Source organism: Achromobacter aloeverae (assembly GCF_004121055.1).
GTDB lineage: Bacteria > Pseudomonadota > Gammaproteobacteria > Burkholderiales > Burkholderiaceae_B > Bordetella_C > Bordetella_C aloeverae.
In genome coordinates this window covers 943,822-957,718 of record NZ_PYAL01000001.1, presented here as the reverse complement: position 1 = coordinate 957,718, position 13,897 = coordinate 943,822, and the positions used below count along the sequence as shown (strand labels likewise).

The 13,897-nt window shown below is 66.2% G+C and carries 18 protein-coding genes; 10 read left to right on the top strand and 8 right to left on the bottom strand.

What is annotated here, in order from left to right; translation table 11 throughout:
- Positions 1 to 61: 61 nt before the first annotated feature.
- Positions 62 to 967 (top strand): aromatic amino acid DMT transporter YddG, encoded by a 906-nt coding sequence (yddG, locus tag C7R54_RS04205; RefSeq protein WP_129148900.1) that lies wholly within the window; start codon positions 62 to 64, stop codon positions 965 to 967.
- Positions 968 to 1,082: 115 nt separating this feature from the next.
- Here yddG and C7R54_RS04200 read toward each other — a convergent pair whose 3' ends face one another.
- Positions 1,083 to 1,241 carry a DUF3309 family protein gene (locus tag C7R54_RS04200; RefSeq protein ID WP_129148899.1) on the bottom strand — a complete coding sequence of 53 codons (159 nt, stop codon included), beginning with the start codon at positions 1,239 to 1,241 and terminating at the stop codon, positions 1,083 to 1,085.
- Positions 1,242 to 1,612: 371 nt separating this feature from the next.
- Between C7R54_RS04200 and C7R54_RS04195 the strand changes: the two genes are divergently transcribed.
- Positions 1,613 to 1,900 carry a DUF1488 family protein gene (locus tag C7R54_RS04195; protein WP_129148898.1) on the top strand — a complete coding sequence of 96 codons (288 nt, stop codon included), beginning with the start codon at positions 1,613 to 1,615 and terminating at the stop codon, positions 1,898 to 1,900.
- Between the two features lie 85 nt (positions 1,901 to 1,985).
- Here C7R54_RS04195 and C7R54_RS04190 read toward each other — a convergent pair whose 3' ends face one another.
- Positions 1,986 to 3,419, bottom strand: a complete 1,434-nt coding sequence (locus tag C7R54_RS04190) for an aminotransferase-like domain-containing protein (RefSeq protein ID WP_129148897.1) — start codon at positions 3,417 to 3,419, stop codon at positions 1,986 to 1,988.
- A gap of 236 nt (positions 3,420 to 3,655) precedes the next feature.
- Between C7R54_RS04190 and C7R54_RS04185 the strand changes: the two genes are divergently transcribed.
- Positions 3,656 to 3,955, top strand: a complete 300-nt coding sequence (locus C7R54_RS04185) for a hypothetical protein (RefSeq protein WP_129148896.1) — start codon at positions 3,656 to 3,658, stop codon at positions 3,953 to 3,955.
- Here C7R54_RS04185 and C7R54_RS04180 read toward each other — a convergent pair.
- On the bottom strand, positions 3,906 to 4,262 hold the full coding sequence (locus C7R54_RS04180; RefSeq protein WP_129148895.1) for a hypothetical protein: 357 nt from the start codon (positions 4,260 to 4,262) through the stop codon (positions 3,906 to 3,908). The two genes, C7R54_RS04185 and C7R54_RS04180, sit on opposite strands and share 50 nt — an antisense overlap.
- Before the next feature lie 118 nt (positions 4,263 to 4,380).
- On the opposite strand from C7R54_RS04180, the gene C7R54_RS04175 reads away from it, so the two are divergent.
- Positions 4,381 to 5,643: a TIGR03862 family flavoprotein gene (locus C7R54_RS04175; RefSeq protein WP_129148894.1), complete on the top strand. Its 1,263-nt coding sequence runs from the start codon at positions 4,381 to 4,383 to the stop codon at positions 5,641 to 5,643.
- A 74-nt stretch (positions 5,644 to 5,717) separates the two neighbouring features.
- Here the strand turns inward: C7R54_RS04175 and C7R54_RS04170 are convergent, their stop codons facing one another.
- Both C7R54_RS04170 and C7R54_RS04165 read right to left on the bottom strand, forming a co-directional pair.
- Positions 5,718 to 7,340, bottom strand: a complete 1,623-nt coding sequence (locus C7R54_RS04170) for an NAD(P)/FAD-dependent oxidoreductase (RefSeq protein WP_129148893.1) — start codon at positions 7,338 to 7,340, stop codon at positions 5,718 to 5,720.
- Between the two features lie 71 nt (positions 7,341 to 7,411).
- Positions 7,412 to 7,621: a hypothetical protein gene (locus tag C7R54_RS04165; RefSeq protein WP_129148892.1), complete on the bottom strand. Its 210-nt coding sequence runs from the start codon at positions 7,619 to 7,621 to the stop codon at positions 7,412 to 7,414.
- A 142-nt stretch (positions 7,622 to 7,763) separates the two neighbouring features.
- On the opposite strand from C7R54_RS04165, the gene C7R54_RS04160 reads away from it, so the two are divergent.
- From C7R54_RS04160 to C7R54_RS04155, 3 genes are all read left to right on the top strand, one after another.
- Positions 7,764 to 7,901 (top strand): entericidin A/B family lipoprotein, encoded by a 138-nt coding sequence (locus C7R54_RS04160; protein WP_129148891.1) that lies wholly within the window; start codon positions 7,764 to 7,766, stop codon positions 7,899 to 7,901.
- A gap of 199 nt (positions 7,902 to 8,100) precedes the next feature.
- Positions 8,101 to 8,256: a hypothetical protein gene (locus C7R54_RS28815; protein ID WP_158021145.1), complete on the top strand. Its 156-nt coding sequence runs from the start codon at positions 8,101 to 8,103 to the stop codon at positions 8,254 to 8,256.
- A 208-nt stretch (positions 8,257 to 8,464) separates the two neighbouring features.
- Entirely contained in the window at positions 8,465 to 8,977 is a 513-nt protein-coding gene (locus C7R54_RS04155; RefSeq protein WP_129148890.1) for a BPTD_2524 family lipoprotein, read from the top strand.
- A 127-nt stretch (positions 8,978 to 9,104) separates the two neighbouring features.
- Here C7R54_RS04155 and C7R54_RS04150 read toward each other — a convergent pair whose 3' ends face one another.
- On the bottom strand, positions 9,105 to 9,338 hold the full coding sequence (locus C7R54_RS04150; protein ID WP_129148889.1) for a hypothetical protein: 234 nt from the start codon (positions 9,336 to 9,338) through the stop codon (positions 9,105 to 9,107).
- 41 nt (positions 9,339 to 9,379) lie between these two features.
- Positions 9,380 to 9,643: a hypothetical protein gene (locus C7R54_RS04145; protein WP_129148888.1), complete on the bottom strand. Its 264-nt coding sequence runs from the start codon at positions 9,641 to 9,643 to the stop codon at positions 9,380 to 9,382.
- Positions 9,644 to 9,766: 123 nt separating this feature from the next.
- Between C7R54_RS04145 and C7R54_RS04140 the strand changes: the two genes are divergently transcribed.
- Complete coding sequence (locus tag C7R54_RS04140; RefSeq protein ID WP_129148887.1) at positions 9,767 to 10,225, top strand: hypothetical protein; 459 nt, start codon at positions 9,767 to 9,769, stop codon at positions 10,223 to 10,225.
- Positions 10,226 to 10,231: 6 nt separating this feature from the next.
- Here C7R54_RS04140 and C7R54_RS04135 read toward each other — a convergent pair whose 3' ends face one another.
- Positions 10,232 to 10,915, bottom strand: coding sequence for a TetR/AcrR family transcriptional regulator (locus C7R54_RS04135; protein ID WP_129148886.1), 684 nt, complete (start codon positions 10,913 to 10,915; stop codon positions 10,232 to 10,234).
- A gap of 74 nt (positions 10,916 to 10,989) precedes the next feature.
- Between C7R54_RS04135 and C7R54_RS04130 the strand changes: the two genes are divergently transcribed.
- Together C7R54_RS04130 and C7R54_RS04125 are read left to right on the top strand one after the other, a co-directional pair.
- Positions 10,990 to 12,276: an MFS transporter gene (locus C7R54_RS04130; RefSeq protein WP_129148885.1), complete on the top strand. Its 1,287-nt coding sequence runs from the start codon at positions 10,990 to 10,992 to the stop codon at positions 12,274 to 12,276.
- A 132-nt stretch (positions 12,277 to 12,408) separates the two neighbouring features.
- Positions 12,409 to 13,701: an aspartate carbamoyltransferase gene (locus tag C7R54_RS04125; protein WP_129148884.1), complete on the top strand. Its 1,293-nt coding sequence runs from the start codon at positions 12,409 to 12,411 to the stop codon at positions 13,699 to 13,701.
- The last annotated feature ends 196 nt before the right edge of the window (positions 13,702 to 13,897 follow it).

The following is a 13,897-nucleotide window of genomic DNA, read 5'->3' as shown; positions in this document are numbered from 1 at the left end:
GCTGTATTTTGATTTTTTTGTATTGTTGGCGCTTTGATACAAAGCAAGAACAACCGGACCCATGCCCAGCAAGCAAGCCCGCAACCACGCCACCTTGATAGGTCTTTCCGCGATCCTGTTGTGGGGCGCGATGGTCGGCCTCGTTCGCAGCGTTACGGTCAGTCTCGGCCCGGCCCTGGGGGCGGCGGCGATTTATTCCGTGGGCGCCTTGTTCCTGTACTTCGCGGCGGGCTGGCCGTCGCTGCGTGCGTTTCCGCGCCGTTATCTGTACGCGGGCAGCCTGCTGTTCGTCGCCTACGAGACTTGCCTGGCGCTTTCCCTGGGATACGCCCACAGCGGCCAGCAGGCGATCGAAGTCAGCATGGTCAACTACCTTTGGCCCAGCCTGACCGTTGCCTTCGCCATTTTTTTCAACGGACAGCGCGCCGGCCGGCTGGTCTGGCCAGGGCTGGCGCTGGCCTTGCTGGGCGTGGCCTGGGCGCAAGGAAGCGACGCGCTGGCGCTTGCCAGCCTGGCCGCCCATGTCGGCGACAACCCCTTCAGTTATGGTCTGGCCTTGCTGGGCGCGGTACTGTGGGCGGCGTATTGCACGGTGACCACCCGGCTGGCTGCCGGACGCAATGGCATCACTTTTTTCTTCGCGCTGACCGCGTTGGCCTTCTGGGTGCAGGCGGCGTGGTACGACGGCGGCGTCGCGCGGGTGGACGGCACGGCGCTGCTGCACGTGCTGCTGGCCGCGGGCGCCATGGGGGGAGGCTATGCCGCGTGGAACGTCGGCATCCTGCATGGGAACGTGACCGTGATGGCCGCGGCCTCTTACTTCACGCCGCTGCTATCGGCGGCGCTGGCGGCCTGGGTGCTGGATGCGCCGCTATCGTTCGCGTTCTGGCAGGGTGCGCTCATGGTCTGCGCGGGGTCGCTGTTGTGCTGGCACGCAACCCGTCGTCGCGGTCCCTCCGCCGGATAGCGGAACGCTCCCCATGGGGGAGCGTTCGCGACGGGTGGCATTCAATGGGTGGCACTCAATGAGCAGCACTCAATGGGTGTCACTCAAGCAACCCGTGGGCCGCGGCGACCCTTCCTCATATCTGTCCCATCAACAACAGCACGATGACGATGACCAGCACGATGCCCAGGCCGCCGCTCGGGTAATAGCCCCAGTTCCGGCTATGCGGCCAGCTGGGCAGCGCGCCTATGAGCAGCAAGATCAGGATGATCAACAGGATGGTTCCGAGAGTCATGGTCTTCTCCTTCTATCCGCCCCTTGGGCAGGGACCGTCGCCAGTCGTTCCGGTTGCGCGGGAGCGCGCTGAACCGTTGCTGCGCAATAAGCAAGAAGCGCGCCCGACATCGCGCCGGCTTCCGTCGGCAGCGCCAGGCATCGTCGGAGGCCGATACACACCGGATCGATCGCGGTCGCGCGCGCTTCGCGGTTTGTTTTGCCTGCGGGCTGGGGCAGGCTTTCGAGGAAAATCAAATTCTCTTTTGGATGATGTTGCCCAAATACGTCGAACGCTTAACTGCGTTACACACGGTAAAGCCGCCGTTCGCTACGATGGCCTAGCGTGTTTATTCGACGCTGCACAGCCCAAGAATCGTTACGGAGAGTGTCATGTCAATGAATAATATCGTCATAAACGACAACGCCGTAAACGATCGTGCCGCGCATGTCATCTGGTTCGAGGCCGCGGCGGGCGCACGGACGATACAGGCGGGGGTTTCGTGGGAGGTACTGCGCGCCCGCTTTGGCGCCGGCGCGGAGGAAGCAAGCCTGCTGGACGCATATCACGGGCACCGGCGCACCTTGCATGCGCTGGCGGAGCGGAAATTTCGGGAAAGCCACCCCTTGCCTGTTCTGCTGAGCTCGGCCGATTTCCCCAATGAGCGCGCCGGCCGCTAGGGCGGCTGAGGCTAAGGCCGCTAAGGCCGTTAAGACCGCTAAGACCACTGATTCCGCCAAGGCCGTGCTTTCCCGCGGGATCGCTTCACGCCGGGTTTTCGGCCACGATGCGGCCCAGTGTGCGGATCGCGGCTTCCACGTCGGCGGTGAAGGCCGCGCCGCAACTGATACGAAGGAAGTGTTCGTAGCGGTCCGAGTTGGAAAACATGCGCCCGGGCGCCACCCGGATACCCAGGGGCAGCGCCGTTTCGAACACGCTTCTGGACGAACGTCCATCCGGCATTTCCACCCATAACAGCATGCCGCCGTGCGGAATGCTCAAGCGCGTACCCGGCGGGAAGTAGTCGGCGATGGCCTGGGCCATGCGTTCACGCTGCGCCTTCAGGCGGCCGCGCAGCCGCACCAGGTGGCGATCGTAGGCCTTGGCGCCCAGGACGTCCGCGACAGCCAACTGCATCAAGGGTTCGTTGGGACGGCTTTGCACGAACTTCAGCATCGCGATGCGCGCTTTCCAGCGGCCGCCGATCAGCCAGCCCAGGCGCGACCCCGGCGCCAGCGTCTTGTGCAGCGACGCGCAGTAGATCACATTGCCTTCGCGATCCCAGGCCTTGGCGGCGCGCAGGGGATCGTCGCCATCGGCCAGGGCCCCGTACGTGTCGTCCTCGATCAGGGGTATGTGCTGCCGCTCGCACAACGCCACCAACCTGGCCTTGTCCGCCTCGCTCATGATGCTGCCCAAGGGGTTGTGCAGATTGGGCACCGCCACCACGGCCTTGATGCCCGCATGCGTCTGGAAGGCAAGGTCCAGCGCTTCGATGGAGATGCCGGTGTGCGGGCTGGTCGGAATTTCCAGCGCACGCATGCCCAGGCTTTCAAGGATTTGCAGCAGGCCGAAGTAGGCGGGCGATTCCACCGCGATGGTGTCGCCGGGGCCGGCCACCGCTCGCAGCGCCAGGTTCAGGGCTTCGATGCAGCCGTGCGTTACCAGGATGTCGTCGGGCGCCGCGTTGACGCCGCTGTCCAGGGCCCGGCGCGCCAGCGCCGCTTGCAGGCATGGATGGCCGCCATGCGGAACGGCGCTGGTCAGGAGTTGGGGATGGCGCCGCACCATGCGCAGCATCGATTGCTTCAATGCATCCGTGGGGTAGGCGTCCGGCGTGGCTACCGCGGTGGCGAAATTGAACTTGTTGGGATGGACTTCGCACTTCGCGATGAAGTCCGACACGCGGTCGTGTATGCCGACGTAGGAGGCGGGGTCCAGCACCTTGCCGATGTCGGGTTCATCGATGGGCGGCAGCGTCGCCCGCTTGCGCTTGACGACGAAATAACCGGACCGGGGGCGGGCTTCGATGAGGCCGTCGTCTTCGAGACGGCGGCAGGCTTGCAGCGCCGTGGACAGGCTGACGTGATGCAGTCTTACCAGGTTACGGACGGACGGCATGCGTGCCGTGGGTGCCAATACGCCAGAACGAATGGCTTGCCGATAGTGATCGGCCAAGCGTTGATACAGTGGTTCCATGGCCCAATCATGCGGGTGCCCGAATGGGCAGGGTAGATACAGATAGTCTTGAAATCGACAATAACAGAGATGGCTTTGTTCGTCTGATTTGATGAAGATAAGGGCAATGTGTACCTGCCAGAACGATTGCGCGAAACCTAATCTGGCGGCAGATCAATTCTGATCGGTGGAGCCGTCAAATGGACACAGAAATCGAGCGTATTCGCGATATCAGCTTGGCGCGAGGAGAATCCCGCATGTTGTTCGTTCGTGCCAACAGCACCGTGCTGGGAGTGTGTGGCAGCCGTGTCATGGTGCAGGAATGGGTTCCCTTGGGGGACGACGCTTTTTCCATACGCATACCGTTGGTGCCCGGCCAGGCGCACGCGATGGCCTACGGCGGCCGCGTGCTGTTTTACGCGGACGGGCCGGCGAACGTGCGCGTGGTTGAACAGGCTCCCTGGTCCGCGCGCGCCGCCGGCCGCTTGATGATGCATGCCCGCGCGGTTATTGCCTGGATCCGCCGGCATTCAACAAGGTTATCAGGGCCTGCTTGAGCGAGGCGGAAAACAGGGGCACCAGCTGTACGGCGCCGGCACTGTTGCGCGCCACGCGCAAGTTGACGGATTGGCCGGTGAAGGCCGCCGGGGCGCCGTCCAGGGCCGCGTACCGGCGGACCAGTTCATTGGCCTGGGCCTGTGCCTCGTACAACTGTGCCGGCTGCGCCGCGATGTCCCCGGCGTGGGTGTCCAGAACCCGTTGCAGATCGTCGATGAAGAGGCCCAGCGCGTTGGCGCCACGGCAGTCGGGACGTTCATAGCCCCATTGCGGTTGATCGGGCGTCGAGGGGGGCGTATGGCTCATGGTGGCATCCTGTGCTGCGCGCGCGAAATGGCGCCAACCTCGATGCTAACCGAGGCGCCGCGGGTTGGTTAGTCGCGGGTTGTTAGTATTACGCCTTTGCCCGTCCGCAATCGCTTTCATGGCCCCTACGCCCAATTCCCCGCCCCTTGTCGTCGTCGTCGGCGCCGGTCCCGCCGGCCTGATGGCGGCGCAGGTGCTGGCCGCCGCCGGCGCGCGCGTGGAGGTTTACGATGCCATGGCGTCGGCCGGACGAAAATTCCTGCTGGCCGGGCGCGGCGGCTTGAACCTGACGCATAGCGAACCTTTGCCAGCCTTTCTCGGCCGCTACGACGCCGCGGCACGGCCCAGGATCGAGCGCTGGCTGGGAGCGCTGTCGCCGCAAGCCTTGCGCGACTGGGCGCTAGGCCTGGGCGTGCGGACCTTCGTGGGCACGTCCGGGCGCGTATTTCCCGAGGAAATGAAGGCCGCGCCGTTGCTGCGGGCATGGATGGCGCGCTTGCGCGCGGACGGCGTGCATTTCCATATGCGGCACCGCTGGCTAGGCTGGACGGAAGGCCCCGCTTCCACGTCCGCCGCCTTGCGTTTCGCTGGTCCGCAAGGGGAGACCAGCGTTGCCGCCGACGCCGTGGTGCTGGCGCTGGGAGGCGCCAGCTGGGCGCGGCTGGGATCGGACGGGGCGTGGGTGTCCGTGCTGCGCGAGCAAGGCGTGGCGGTCCATGCGCTGGCGCCGTCGAACTGCGGCTTCGATGCGCCCTGGTCGCCTTTCCTGCGTGACCGGCATGCGGGCGAGCCGGTCAAGGCCGTGGCGGCACGCGTCGGAGACGGCGAGCCGCGGCGCGGCGAGTTCATCGTGACCGCCACCGGCGTGGAAGGCGGGCTGGTCTATGCCCTGTCGGCGGCGCTGCGGGAGCAATGGCGCGCGCGCGGGTACGCCGAAATGCGCGTGGACCTGTTGCCGCAAATGGATGCCGCCCGCGTCGCCATGGACGTGGCGCATCCACGCGGCGCGCGTTCCTGGTCCAGTCATCTGCAAAGCCGCCTGAAACTCAAGGGCGTGAAAATGGCCTTGCTGCGCGAGTGCGCGCCCGCGCAGGCATTCCAGGACCCTGCGTGGCTCGCCCGTTGCATCAAGGACCTGCCAATACGCTTGTCTCGGCCCAGGCCCATCGACGAGGCCATCAGCAGCGCGGGGGGCGTCTGCCTGGACGAACTGGACGAGGACCTGCAGTTGCGCCGCATGCCGGGGGTCTTCTGCACCGGTGAAATGCTGGATTGGGATGCGCCCACTGGCGGCTATCTGCTGACGGCCTGCTTTGCCGCCGGCGCGGTGGCCGGGGCGGGCGCGGCGCGGCGCCTGGAGCTGGCGCGGGCGCGTCCGTAGCCAGGGCCGCCCCGGCGCTCAGGCGGCCTTGGCCAGATGGCCTTGCTCAGATGGCCTTGCTCAGGTGGCCTTAGTTACGCGGCCTTGGCCTGGCGTGCCACGAGGTCGCGCGCCACGGCCTCCGCGACCTCGATGCCGTCGATGGCCGCCGAATAGATGCCGCCGGCATAGCCCGCGCCTTCGCCCGCGGGGAACAGGCCGGCGGTATTGACGCTTTGGTAGTCGTCGTTGTTGCGCGTGATGCGCAGCGGCGATGACGTCCGGGTTTCGACGCCGGTGAGTACGGCGTCGTGCATGGCGTAGCCCCTGATCTTGCGATCGAAGGCGGGCAATGCTTCACGGATGGCCTCGATGGCGTAGTCGGGCAGGGCCGTGGAAAGGTCGGTCGGCGTGACGCCCGGCTTGTAGGAGGGCTGTACCGAGCCCAGCGCGGTGGATGGCCGGCCCGCGATGAAGTCGCCGACCGTCTGGCCGGGCGCATGGTAGCCGCCGCCGCCCAGTTCGTAGGCACGCGATTCCCACTGCCGCTGGAACGCGATCCCCGCCAGGGGACCGCCGGGATAGTCGTCCGGCGTGATGCCGACCACGATGCCGGCATTGGCGTTGCGTTCCGCGCGGGAGTATTGGCTCATGCCATTGGTCACGACGCGATTGGGCTCGGACGTGGCGGCCACCACCGTGCCGCCGGGGCACATGCAGAAACTGTAGACCGAGCGGCCGTTGCCGCTGTGATGCACCAGCTTGTAGTCCGCCGCGCCCAGGAGGGGATGGCGCACGAACTTGCCGAAGCGGGCGCGGTCGATGAGCGATTGCGGATGCTCGATGCGAAAGCCGATGGAAAACGGCTTGGCCTCCAGGAAGACGCCGCGCGCGTGCAGCATCTCGAAGGTGTCGCGCGCGCTGTGGCCGATGGCCAGCACCAGATGCGTACAGGGCAGGTATTCGCCGCTGGCCAGGGTCAAGCCGCGCAGCTGGCCGTGCTGCAGGTCGAGGTCGGCCACGCGCTGCTCGAAGCGGACTTCGCCGCCCAGCGCTTCGATGCTGGCTCGCATCTTTTCCACCATGCTGACCAGCCGGAACGTGCCGATGTGGGGCTTGCTGACGTAGAGGATTTCCTCGGGCGCGCCCGCCCGCACGAATTCTTCCAGCACCTTGCGGCCAAGATGGCGGGGGTCCTTGATCTGGCTGTAGAGCTTGCCGTCGGAGAAAGTGCCGGCCCCGCCTTCGCCGAACTGCACGTTGGATTCGGGATGGAGCACCTCCTTGCGCCACAGGCCCCAGGTGTCCTTGGTGCGCTCGCGCACGGCCTTGCCGCGTTCCAGGATGATGGGACGAAACCCCATTTGCGCCAGGATCAGGCCGGCGAACAGGCCGCAGGGGCCCATGCCCACCACCACCGGGCGGGCGGCGCCGGGCGCCGCGCTGGCGTTGGCGACAGGGCGGTACGCCATGTCCGGCGTGGGGGCCACGTGCGGCGAGCCGCCATGGCGCGCCAGGACGGCCGCTTCGTCGCGCAGCACCACGTCGACCGAGTACACCAGCAGGATGTTGGCCTGCTTGCGGGCGTCGTAGCCGCGGCGGAAGAGGGAAAAGGAGATGAGATCGTCGTCCGCGATCTCCAGCTTTTGGACGATGGCGGGGCGTAGCGCATCCTCGGCATGATCGAGGGGCAGCTTGATTTCTGAAATACGCAACATGGTGAGATCCGGCGCCGCTTATGGCGCAAAGCAGGGCGGCCGCGTCATGCGGCCGCAGCCGCAAGTGTAGTTCACCCTTGGGCCTGGGGCGAGGGCGGCGACCCCGGCGGATCGCCCGGCAGCGGCGGGTCGCCGGGCAGCGGCGGCTCGTCGGGCAAGGGCGGTTCGCCCGGCGCCGGTTCGCGGTGGATGCGGAACAGGGCCAGGCGGGCGCCCGGGCCGGCGATGTCGCAGGCTTGCGGGGGGCGCGGATGGCGCGTGGTGGGTGCGTAGCGGGACATGGCGGGCCTCCTGGTCCGGGACGATGGTGCGCTATGCAGGCATGGCGCATGCCTGGATTCCGCGGGCATGTCGTTTGCTGATGGGCATGGGAAGTCGATGTATTCCATCGATTTTTCTTTTATCGCCAACAAAGGATAGACCATGAAGAACAAAGCCCTTCTCATTGCGATGCTTGCCTTTTCCACCCTCGTAGCGGGATGCAACACCATGCACGGCGCCGGCCAGGACATCGAGCGCGGCGGCGAGAAAATCCAGAACGCGGCCGATCGTAACAAGTGATCGGCCTTGGGCCGGGTCGGCGCGGCGGCAGGGCCGATGCGCTGATCCGGTAGCCGGAGCGGGGGCGCGGCGGCAAGGTCGCGTTTCCCGTGCTTTGTTTCCCGAGGATGACTCGATTTTTGATCTTAGGGGCATAAGAATGTTCAGAACGACGCCTGGATTGACGCCCGAGCAATTTCGCTGGCTGAAGGAATTGCGTATGCAAGCTTCCCTGGTGGGTTTCGAGATTCCCCAGCCGGTGCGGGGGCAACTGGAAGCCCTGAACTACATCGAGCGGCGTGCCGGCAAGATTGCCGTGACGCGGCCTGGAGCAAGCGCATTGGGCGCCTACGTGGGGCCGATGGCGGCGCGCTGACGGGGCGCCGAGGTCGCATGGTGCACCGGTGGGCGGGGTATCGTCGCGGGCCGGGGACCGGCAGGCCCGGCCGGACGGACCGGCGGATAGCGCGGATGGACGAACCAAAGGCACGGGATAGCGCGGATCGGGCAGGCCGCCTGGCAGGGGCACGCGCTGCTGATGCATAATTCCCGGGTTTCGAGTCTTCCTTTGCCCTGGAGCATCCATGTCCGTCTTCCGGCCTCTCTTGGCGAGCGCCCTGGTTCTTCTCGGCGGTTGCGCCGCCGAGGGCATTACCCCCGAGGGAAATTTCCCCACGTCGACCTTCCCGGTGCAGGTCGACTACCAGGCCGCGGCACGCCGCACCGCTGAATTCGTGCGCGTCTGCCATACCGATGTGGTGTACGCCTACGGGGTCAATTATCTGTCCAACGTGACCTACGACGAGCGGACCGCCACCGGCACGTTCACCGTCTTCAACCGCACCGAGCCGGCCAAGCTGCTGGAGGTGATCAAGGTGCGGCCCGACGGTCCGGTCAACACCGCGCGCTATGCGAAGGTGACGGTCACCGTCTTCGGAGAAGATCCGTGGGACCAGCAGGAAATGGAAGCGGCGCGTCAGTCCATACAATCGGCGACGCCGAGCTGCCGCAAGGGGCCGGGCAGCGAAGCGCTCCCGTTGCAGAAGCGGCGCGCTCCGGAACTGCAGGGCGTGCCACTGCCTGATGCGGGCAACTGATGCCGGGCAGCCGATGCCGGCAACTGAAGCCAGCAACTGAAGCGGGCAACTGAAGCGGGCAACTGCGGGGGCGTTGAGCCTGCCGCGAGCGGTGCCCGCGGTCTGGGCGGGGCGCCGATCTGGACCCCTAGGGCTTTTCCGACAGGTCCGACGCCTGGTTGCCGTAGACGTCGTCTTCCGGACGGGGAATCCCAGGATCACCGGGGTCGCTAAGCGCCCGCGCGCGGCGCGGCATGCCGGCCACCACGGGCTGCTGATCGGGCATGGGCAGGACGTGCGTGCCATCACGGGCATCGGCCTGGGTCTGGTAGTCGCGCAGTTTGTCGGTGGCGGGGCTGAGGGTGCGTGCGGTAGTGGCCATATTGGTCTCCGTTCGTTGACGAGGCGCGGATGCTCGGACAATCAGAAGATCGAGGTGCGGACCTTCTTCTTGTAGGGCGCCGGCCGCGTGTTGTCGGCCCAGTTATGGTCCTCGTCCAGTTCCACGGGAGCATGCGCCGTGGCGGCGTCCGTGGAGGACGTGCCGGCGGCGGGCGTTTTCCTGGGCGGCAGGCGCGGTACCTCGACCGGGCTCGTGGGTGGGAATATCCGGGCGTTCAGGCCGGTCTCGCGCGGAGGGTCAGCGCGATCATCGGTGGATGTTTGCGTGTTGCGTCGCTTGTTCATCAGCAGGTTCCCCATCGGGCGACTGTAGCGGAACACGCCGTTCCGCAAGCCTCGTTCCCGTGGTGGCGTTTCCCCGCTATGCTGTGGGGCCGTCCTTCTACCCGGTTCTTGAGCCCTCATCCCATGGATTTGCCTGAAAACACGCGCCCCGCCAACGCCTACCAGGCCTTGACCCAACATGCCCTGGCGGGATTCCGGCTGCTGGGGCTGGCCAATGGCGTCGCCTTGCTGCTGGCGTTGTCGTTCACGCTGGGCATCGTGGGCCCGGATATCGACCCGCCGGACCTGCAGGAAGCGATGCTGGCGTATACGGCGGGGCTGGCCTGCGCCGCGGTGGGTCTGCTGTTTTCCTATCTTTCCCATTTCTGCCTGTTCCGCCAGATCGCGGCGGGCCGGGCCAGTCGCGGCCATTGGCTGCCCCTGCTGGTCAGCGTGCTGGCCTACGGCTGCGCGGTGGTCGCTTTCGTGCTCGGCTGCTGGAGCGCGATAGGCGCCAGCGCGAACATGACACGAGACGATGCGTCCTACCAGAACAGCAGGGCGATGCTGATGATCACGGTCCCGGCGCCGGTGTCCGCCTAGCCGTCGTTACCGCCCGGCCGTCCTTGGCCAGGTCGCTGCCTGGCTATCGTGGCTGTCGGCCAGGTAGGCATCGATCAGGTGCCGCACGGCCGCGGGCGCGGCCTTGGCGGGACGGTCGCCGTCGGCTTCGAACAACTGCCCGGTCATGAAGCAGCCTTCCAGGATCAGCAGCAGCGCGTCCCCCAACCCCTGCGCATCGCGTACGCCCGCGGCAGCCGCCATGTCGCGGAAACGGCGGCGGACTTCCCGCTTGTTCTCCTCCGCCACCTGGCGGGCGGGGTGCGGCGGGCCATCGTGGGCCGCGCGCGGGTATTCCACGGCGGCGTTGGTCATGCCGCAGCCCCGATAGGCCGACGAGGCCGTCCGATTGGCGATATGGGTGAAATAGGCAATGAGCTGGGCGCGCGGATCGCCTTGGTGGGGGGCGATCGCCGCTTCGAAACGCTCGAAGAACTGGCATTCGTAGTCGCGCAGGTAGGCGGCCGCCAGTTCATCCTTGGAGCCGAAGCTGCGGTAGAGGCTGGGCTTGGTGACCCCGGCGCGATTGACGATCTCGTCCACGCCCACCGCCCTGATGCCTTCCCGATAGAAAAGCTCGGCGGCGGTGCGCTGGATGCGGTCGGCCGCGCGCAAGGGTTTCGCGGCCTCCGGGGAGGGCGCGGGCGACGGTGTCGAGGGGGCTTTTTTCATGATCACGAATGTCCTTGACAGTGCGAAGGCCAGATCCGTATTATGCGCCAATCTGAAACGTACCGGTCAGTAACATGAATTCAACGATATCTCGGCGTCCCTTCGGGCAGAAATATGCGTTCGTCGTGGTCGCCATCGCCTTCCTGGCCCTGCTGGCGGGCGCGGGCCAGCGTTCGGCGCCTGGCGTGCTGATCGTGCCGCTGGAGAAGGCGTTTGGCTGGGACCGCGATGTCACCTCGCTGTCCGCGGCGATCGGTATTTTTCTCTACGGCCTGGTTGGCCCGTTCGCGGCGGCCCTGATGCAAAGCTTCGGCGTGCGCCGCACGCTGCTGTGCGCGTTGACGCTGATGGCGGTCGCCACCGGCGCCAGCGCCTGGATGACGCAGCCCTGGCAACTGGTCCTTAGCTGGGGCGTGCTGTCCGGCGTCGGCACCGGCTGCGTGGCCATCGTCTTCGGGGCCACCGTGGTCAATCGCTGGTTCGTCAAGCATCGCGGGCTGATGATGGGGCTGTTGACGGCCAGTACCGCCACGGGCACGTTGATCTTCCTGCCCGGCCTGGCCGCCCTGGCTGAAAGCGGGGGGTGGCGGCCCGTGGTCCTGACGATATCCGCGGTGTGCTTCTGCCTTTTGCCGCTGGCCTGGCTGATCCTGCCTGAACGGCCGTCCGATATCGGCATGGTCCCCTATGGCGCCGGTGTGGGCTACAAGGCGCCCGCGCCGGTGCATGCCAATCCCCTTAAAGCGGCTTTTGCCGTGCTCGGCAGGGCGGTGCGCACCCGCAACTTCTGGTTCCTGTTCGCCACGTTCTTCGTTTGCGGTTTCACGACCAATGGCTTGATCGGCACGCATTTCATCGCGCTTTGCAATGACCAGGGCATCGCCGAGGTGCGCGCGGCGGGCTTGCTGGCCGTGATGGGTTTGTTCGACCTCGTCGGCACCACGGCGTCGGGCTGGCTGACCGACCGCTACGACCCGCGCAAGCTGCTGTTCGTCTACTACGGGCTGCGTGGCCTGTCGCTGATGTTTTTGCCGTTTTCCGATTTTTCCATCTACAGCCTGGGCATTTTCGCGGTGTTCTACGGCCTGGACTGGATCGCGACCGTGCCGCCGACGCTGCGACTGACCGTGGAATCGTTCGGCGAGCGCGATGCGCCCATCGTGTTCGGCTGGATCGTGGCCGGCCACCAGTTGGGCGCCGCCAGCGCGGCCTTCATGGCGGGCGCCGTCCGCACCGCGCAGGGCAGCTACCTGAATGCGTTCCTGATTTCCGGCGCCACCGGCGTCGTCGCCGCCCTCATCGCCTTGCAGGTGCGCAACGCGAAGGTCGCTCGCACCGCAGCAGCGCAGCCGTCGGCCTGAGGATGATTGGACCGCGCCGCGACCCTGCTGTCATATATACGCAAAAGTCGCGCAAATCCGATAGACATGGTTTTTGCTCGGGATTAATATACGCAAAGCGTACATAATCCTTCCCACCGCCCAGGGGCGACCATGTCCATTTCCCAGCAAGCCTTTTTGCGCGACGCCATGCGTCGCCTCAACCTCACGCGCGACGTTTTCGCCACGCGTATCGGCGTCAAGCGGCGCGCCCTCGATACCTGGCTGCTGCCGGAAGGTTCGCAGGAATTCCGCACCATGCCGGAAGTGGTGGAGCGCTTCGTCACGGAAATCGTGCAGAACAATGTGCTGCTCGAAAAATATACGCAGAGCGCGCTGTCCGGGCCGCTGCGCGAACGCATCAGCGTGGAGGGCAAGCCGCAACTGCTATCGGTCGACCAGTTCACGCGCGAGTCGGTGGAGGACCTGTTCCGCGTGGCCGACATGATGCAGCCCATCGCGCGCCGCCAGAAAGTGTCGCGGGTGCTGGAAGGCGCGGTGCTGGGCAACCTGTTCTTCGAAGCGAGCACGCGTACGCGCGTGAGTTTCGGGTCGGCGTTTTGCCGGCTCGGCGGGTCGGTGTGCGACACCACCGGTTTCACGTTCTCGTCGATGGCCAAGGGCGAGTCCATCTATGACACCAGCCGCGTGATGAGCGGCTATGTCGACGCCATGGTGATCCGCCATCCGGAGCAGGGGTCGGTGGCGGAATTCGCGCGCGCCACCAATATTCCGGTGGTCAACGGCGGCGACGGCCCCGGCGAGCACCCCAGCCAGGCGCTGCTGGATCTCTACACCATCCTCACGGAGTTCTCGCGCCTGGGCAAGCTGCTGGATGGCGCGCATATCGCCATGGTGGGCGACCTGAAATACGGCCGTACGGTGCATTCGCTGATCAAGCTGCTGGCCCTGTATCGCGGCGTGAAGTTCACGCTGGTGTCGCCGCCGGGGCTGGAAATGCCGTCGTACATCATCGAGCAGGCCGCGCGCAACGGGAATGTGATCGAGCAGAAGACGTCCCTGGCCGAAGGCCTGTCGGGCGCCGACGTCATCTACGCGACGCGGGTGCAGAAGGAGCGTTTCGTCGACGAGGCGCAAGAAGGCTATACGCCGGATTTCCAGATCAACCGCGCCACCATCGACGCCTATTGCGGCCCGGATACCATCGTGATGCATCCGCTGCCGCGCGACAGCCGGCCCGGCGCCAACGACCTGAGCACCGACCTCAACCACGACCCGCGCCTGGCCATCTTCCGCCAGACCGACAACGGGATTCCCATCCGCATGGCCATCTTCGCCGTGCTGCTGGGCGTGGAAGGCCTGGTGCAGCATTCGATGCGCGACGTGACGTGGCAGCATCCCTCGCACGTCGGACCCGACGACTCGGTGTTCCACGGTTTGGAGTAAGCTCGTCGGACCGCGCCCCGCGTGGTCTCGGAAGGCACTCGCGCCCCTGGGGCGGAGTGCCTTTTGTTTTTGCGGGTGTTTTGCGGAGGGTTTGCGTGTTTTTGCGCCGCCGGCATCCTGTACGTCGGGATGGCGGGCGGCATGGTTTTCCATCGGTCGGCGGGCCGGGCTGTCATGGCCGGACGCGCCGCCAGGA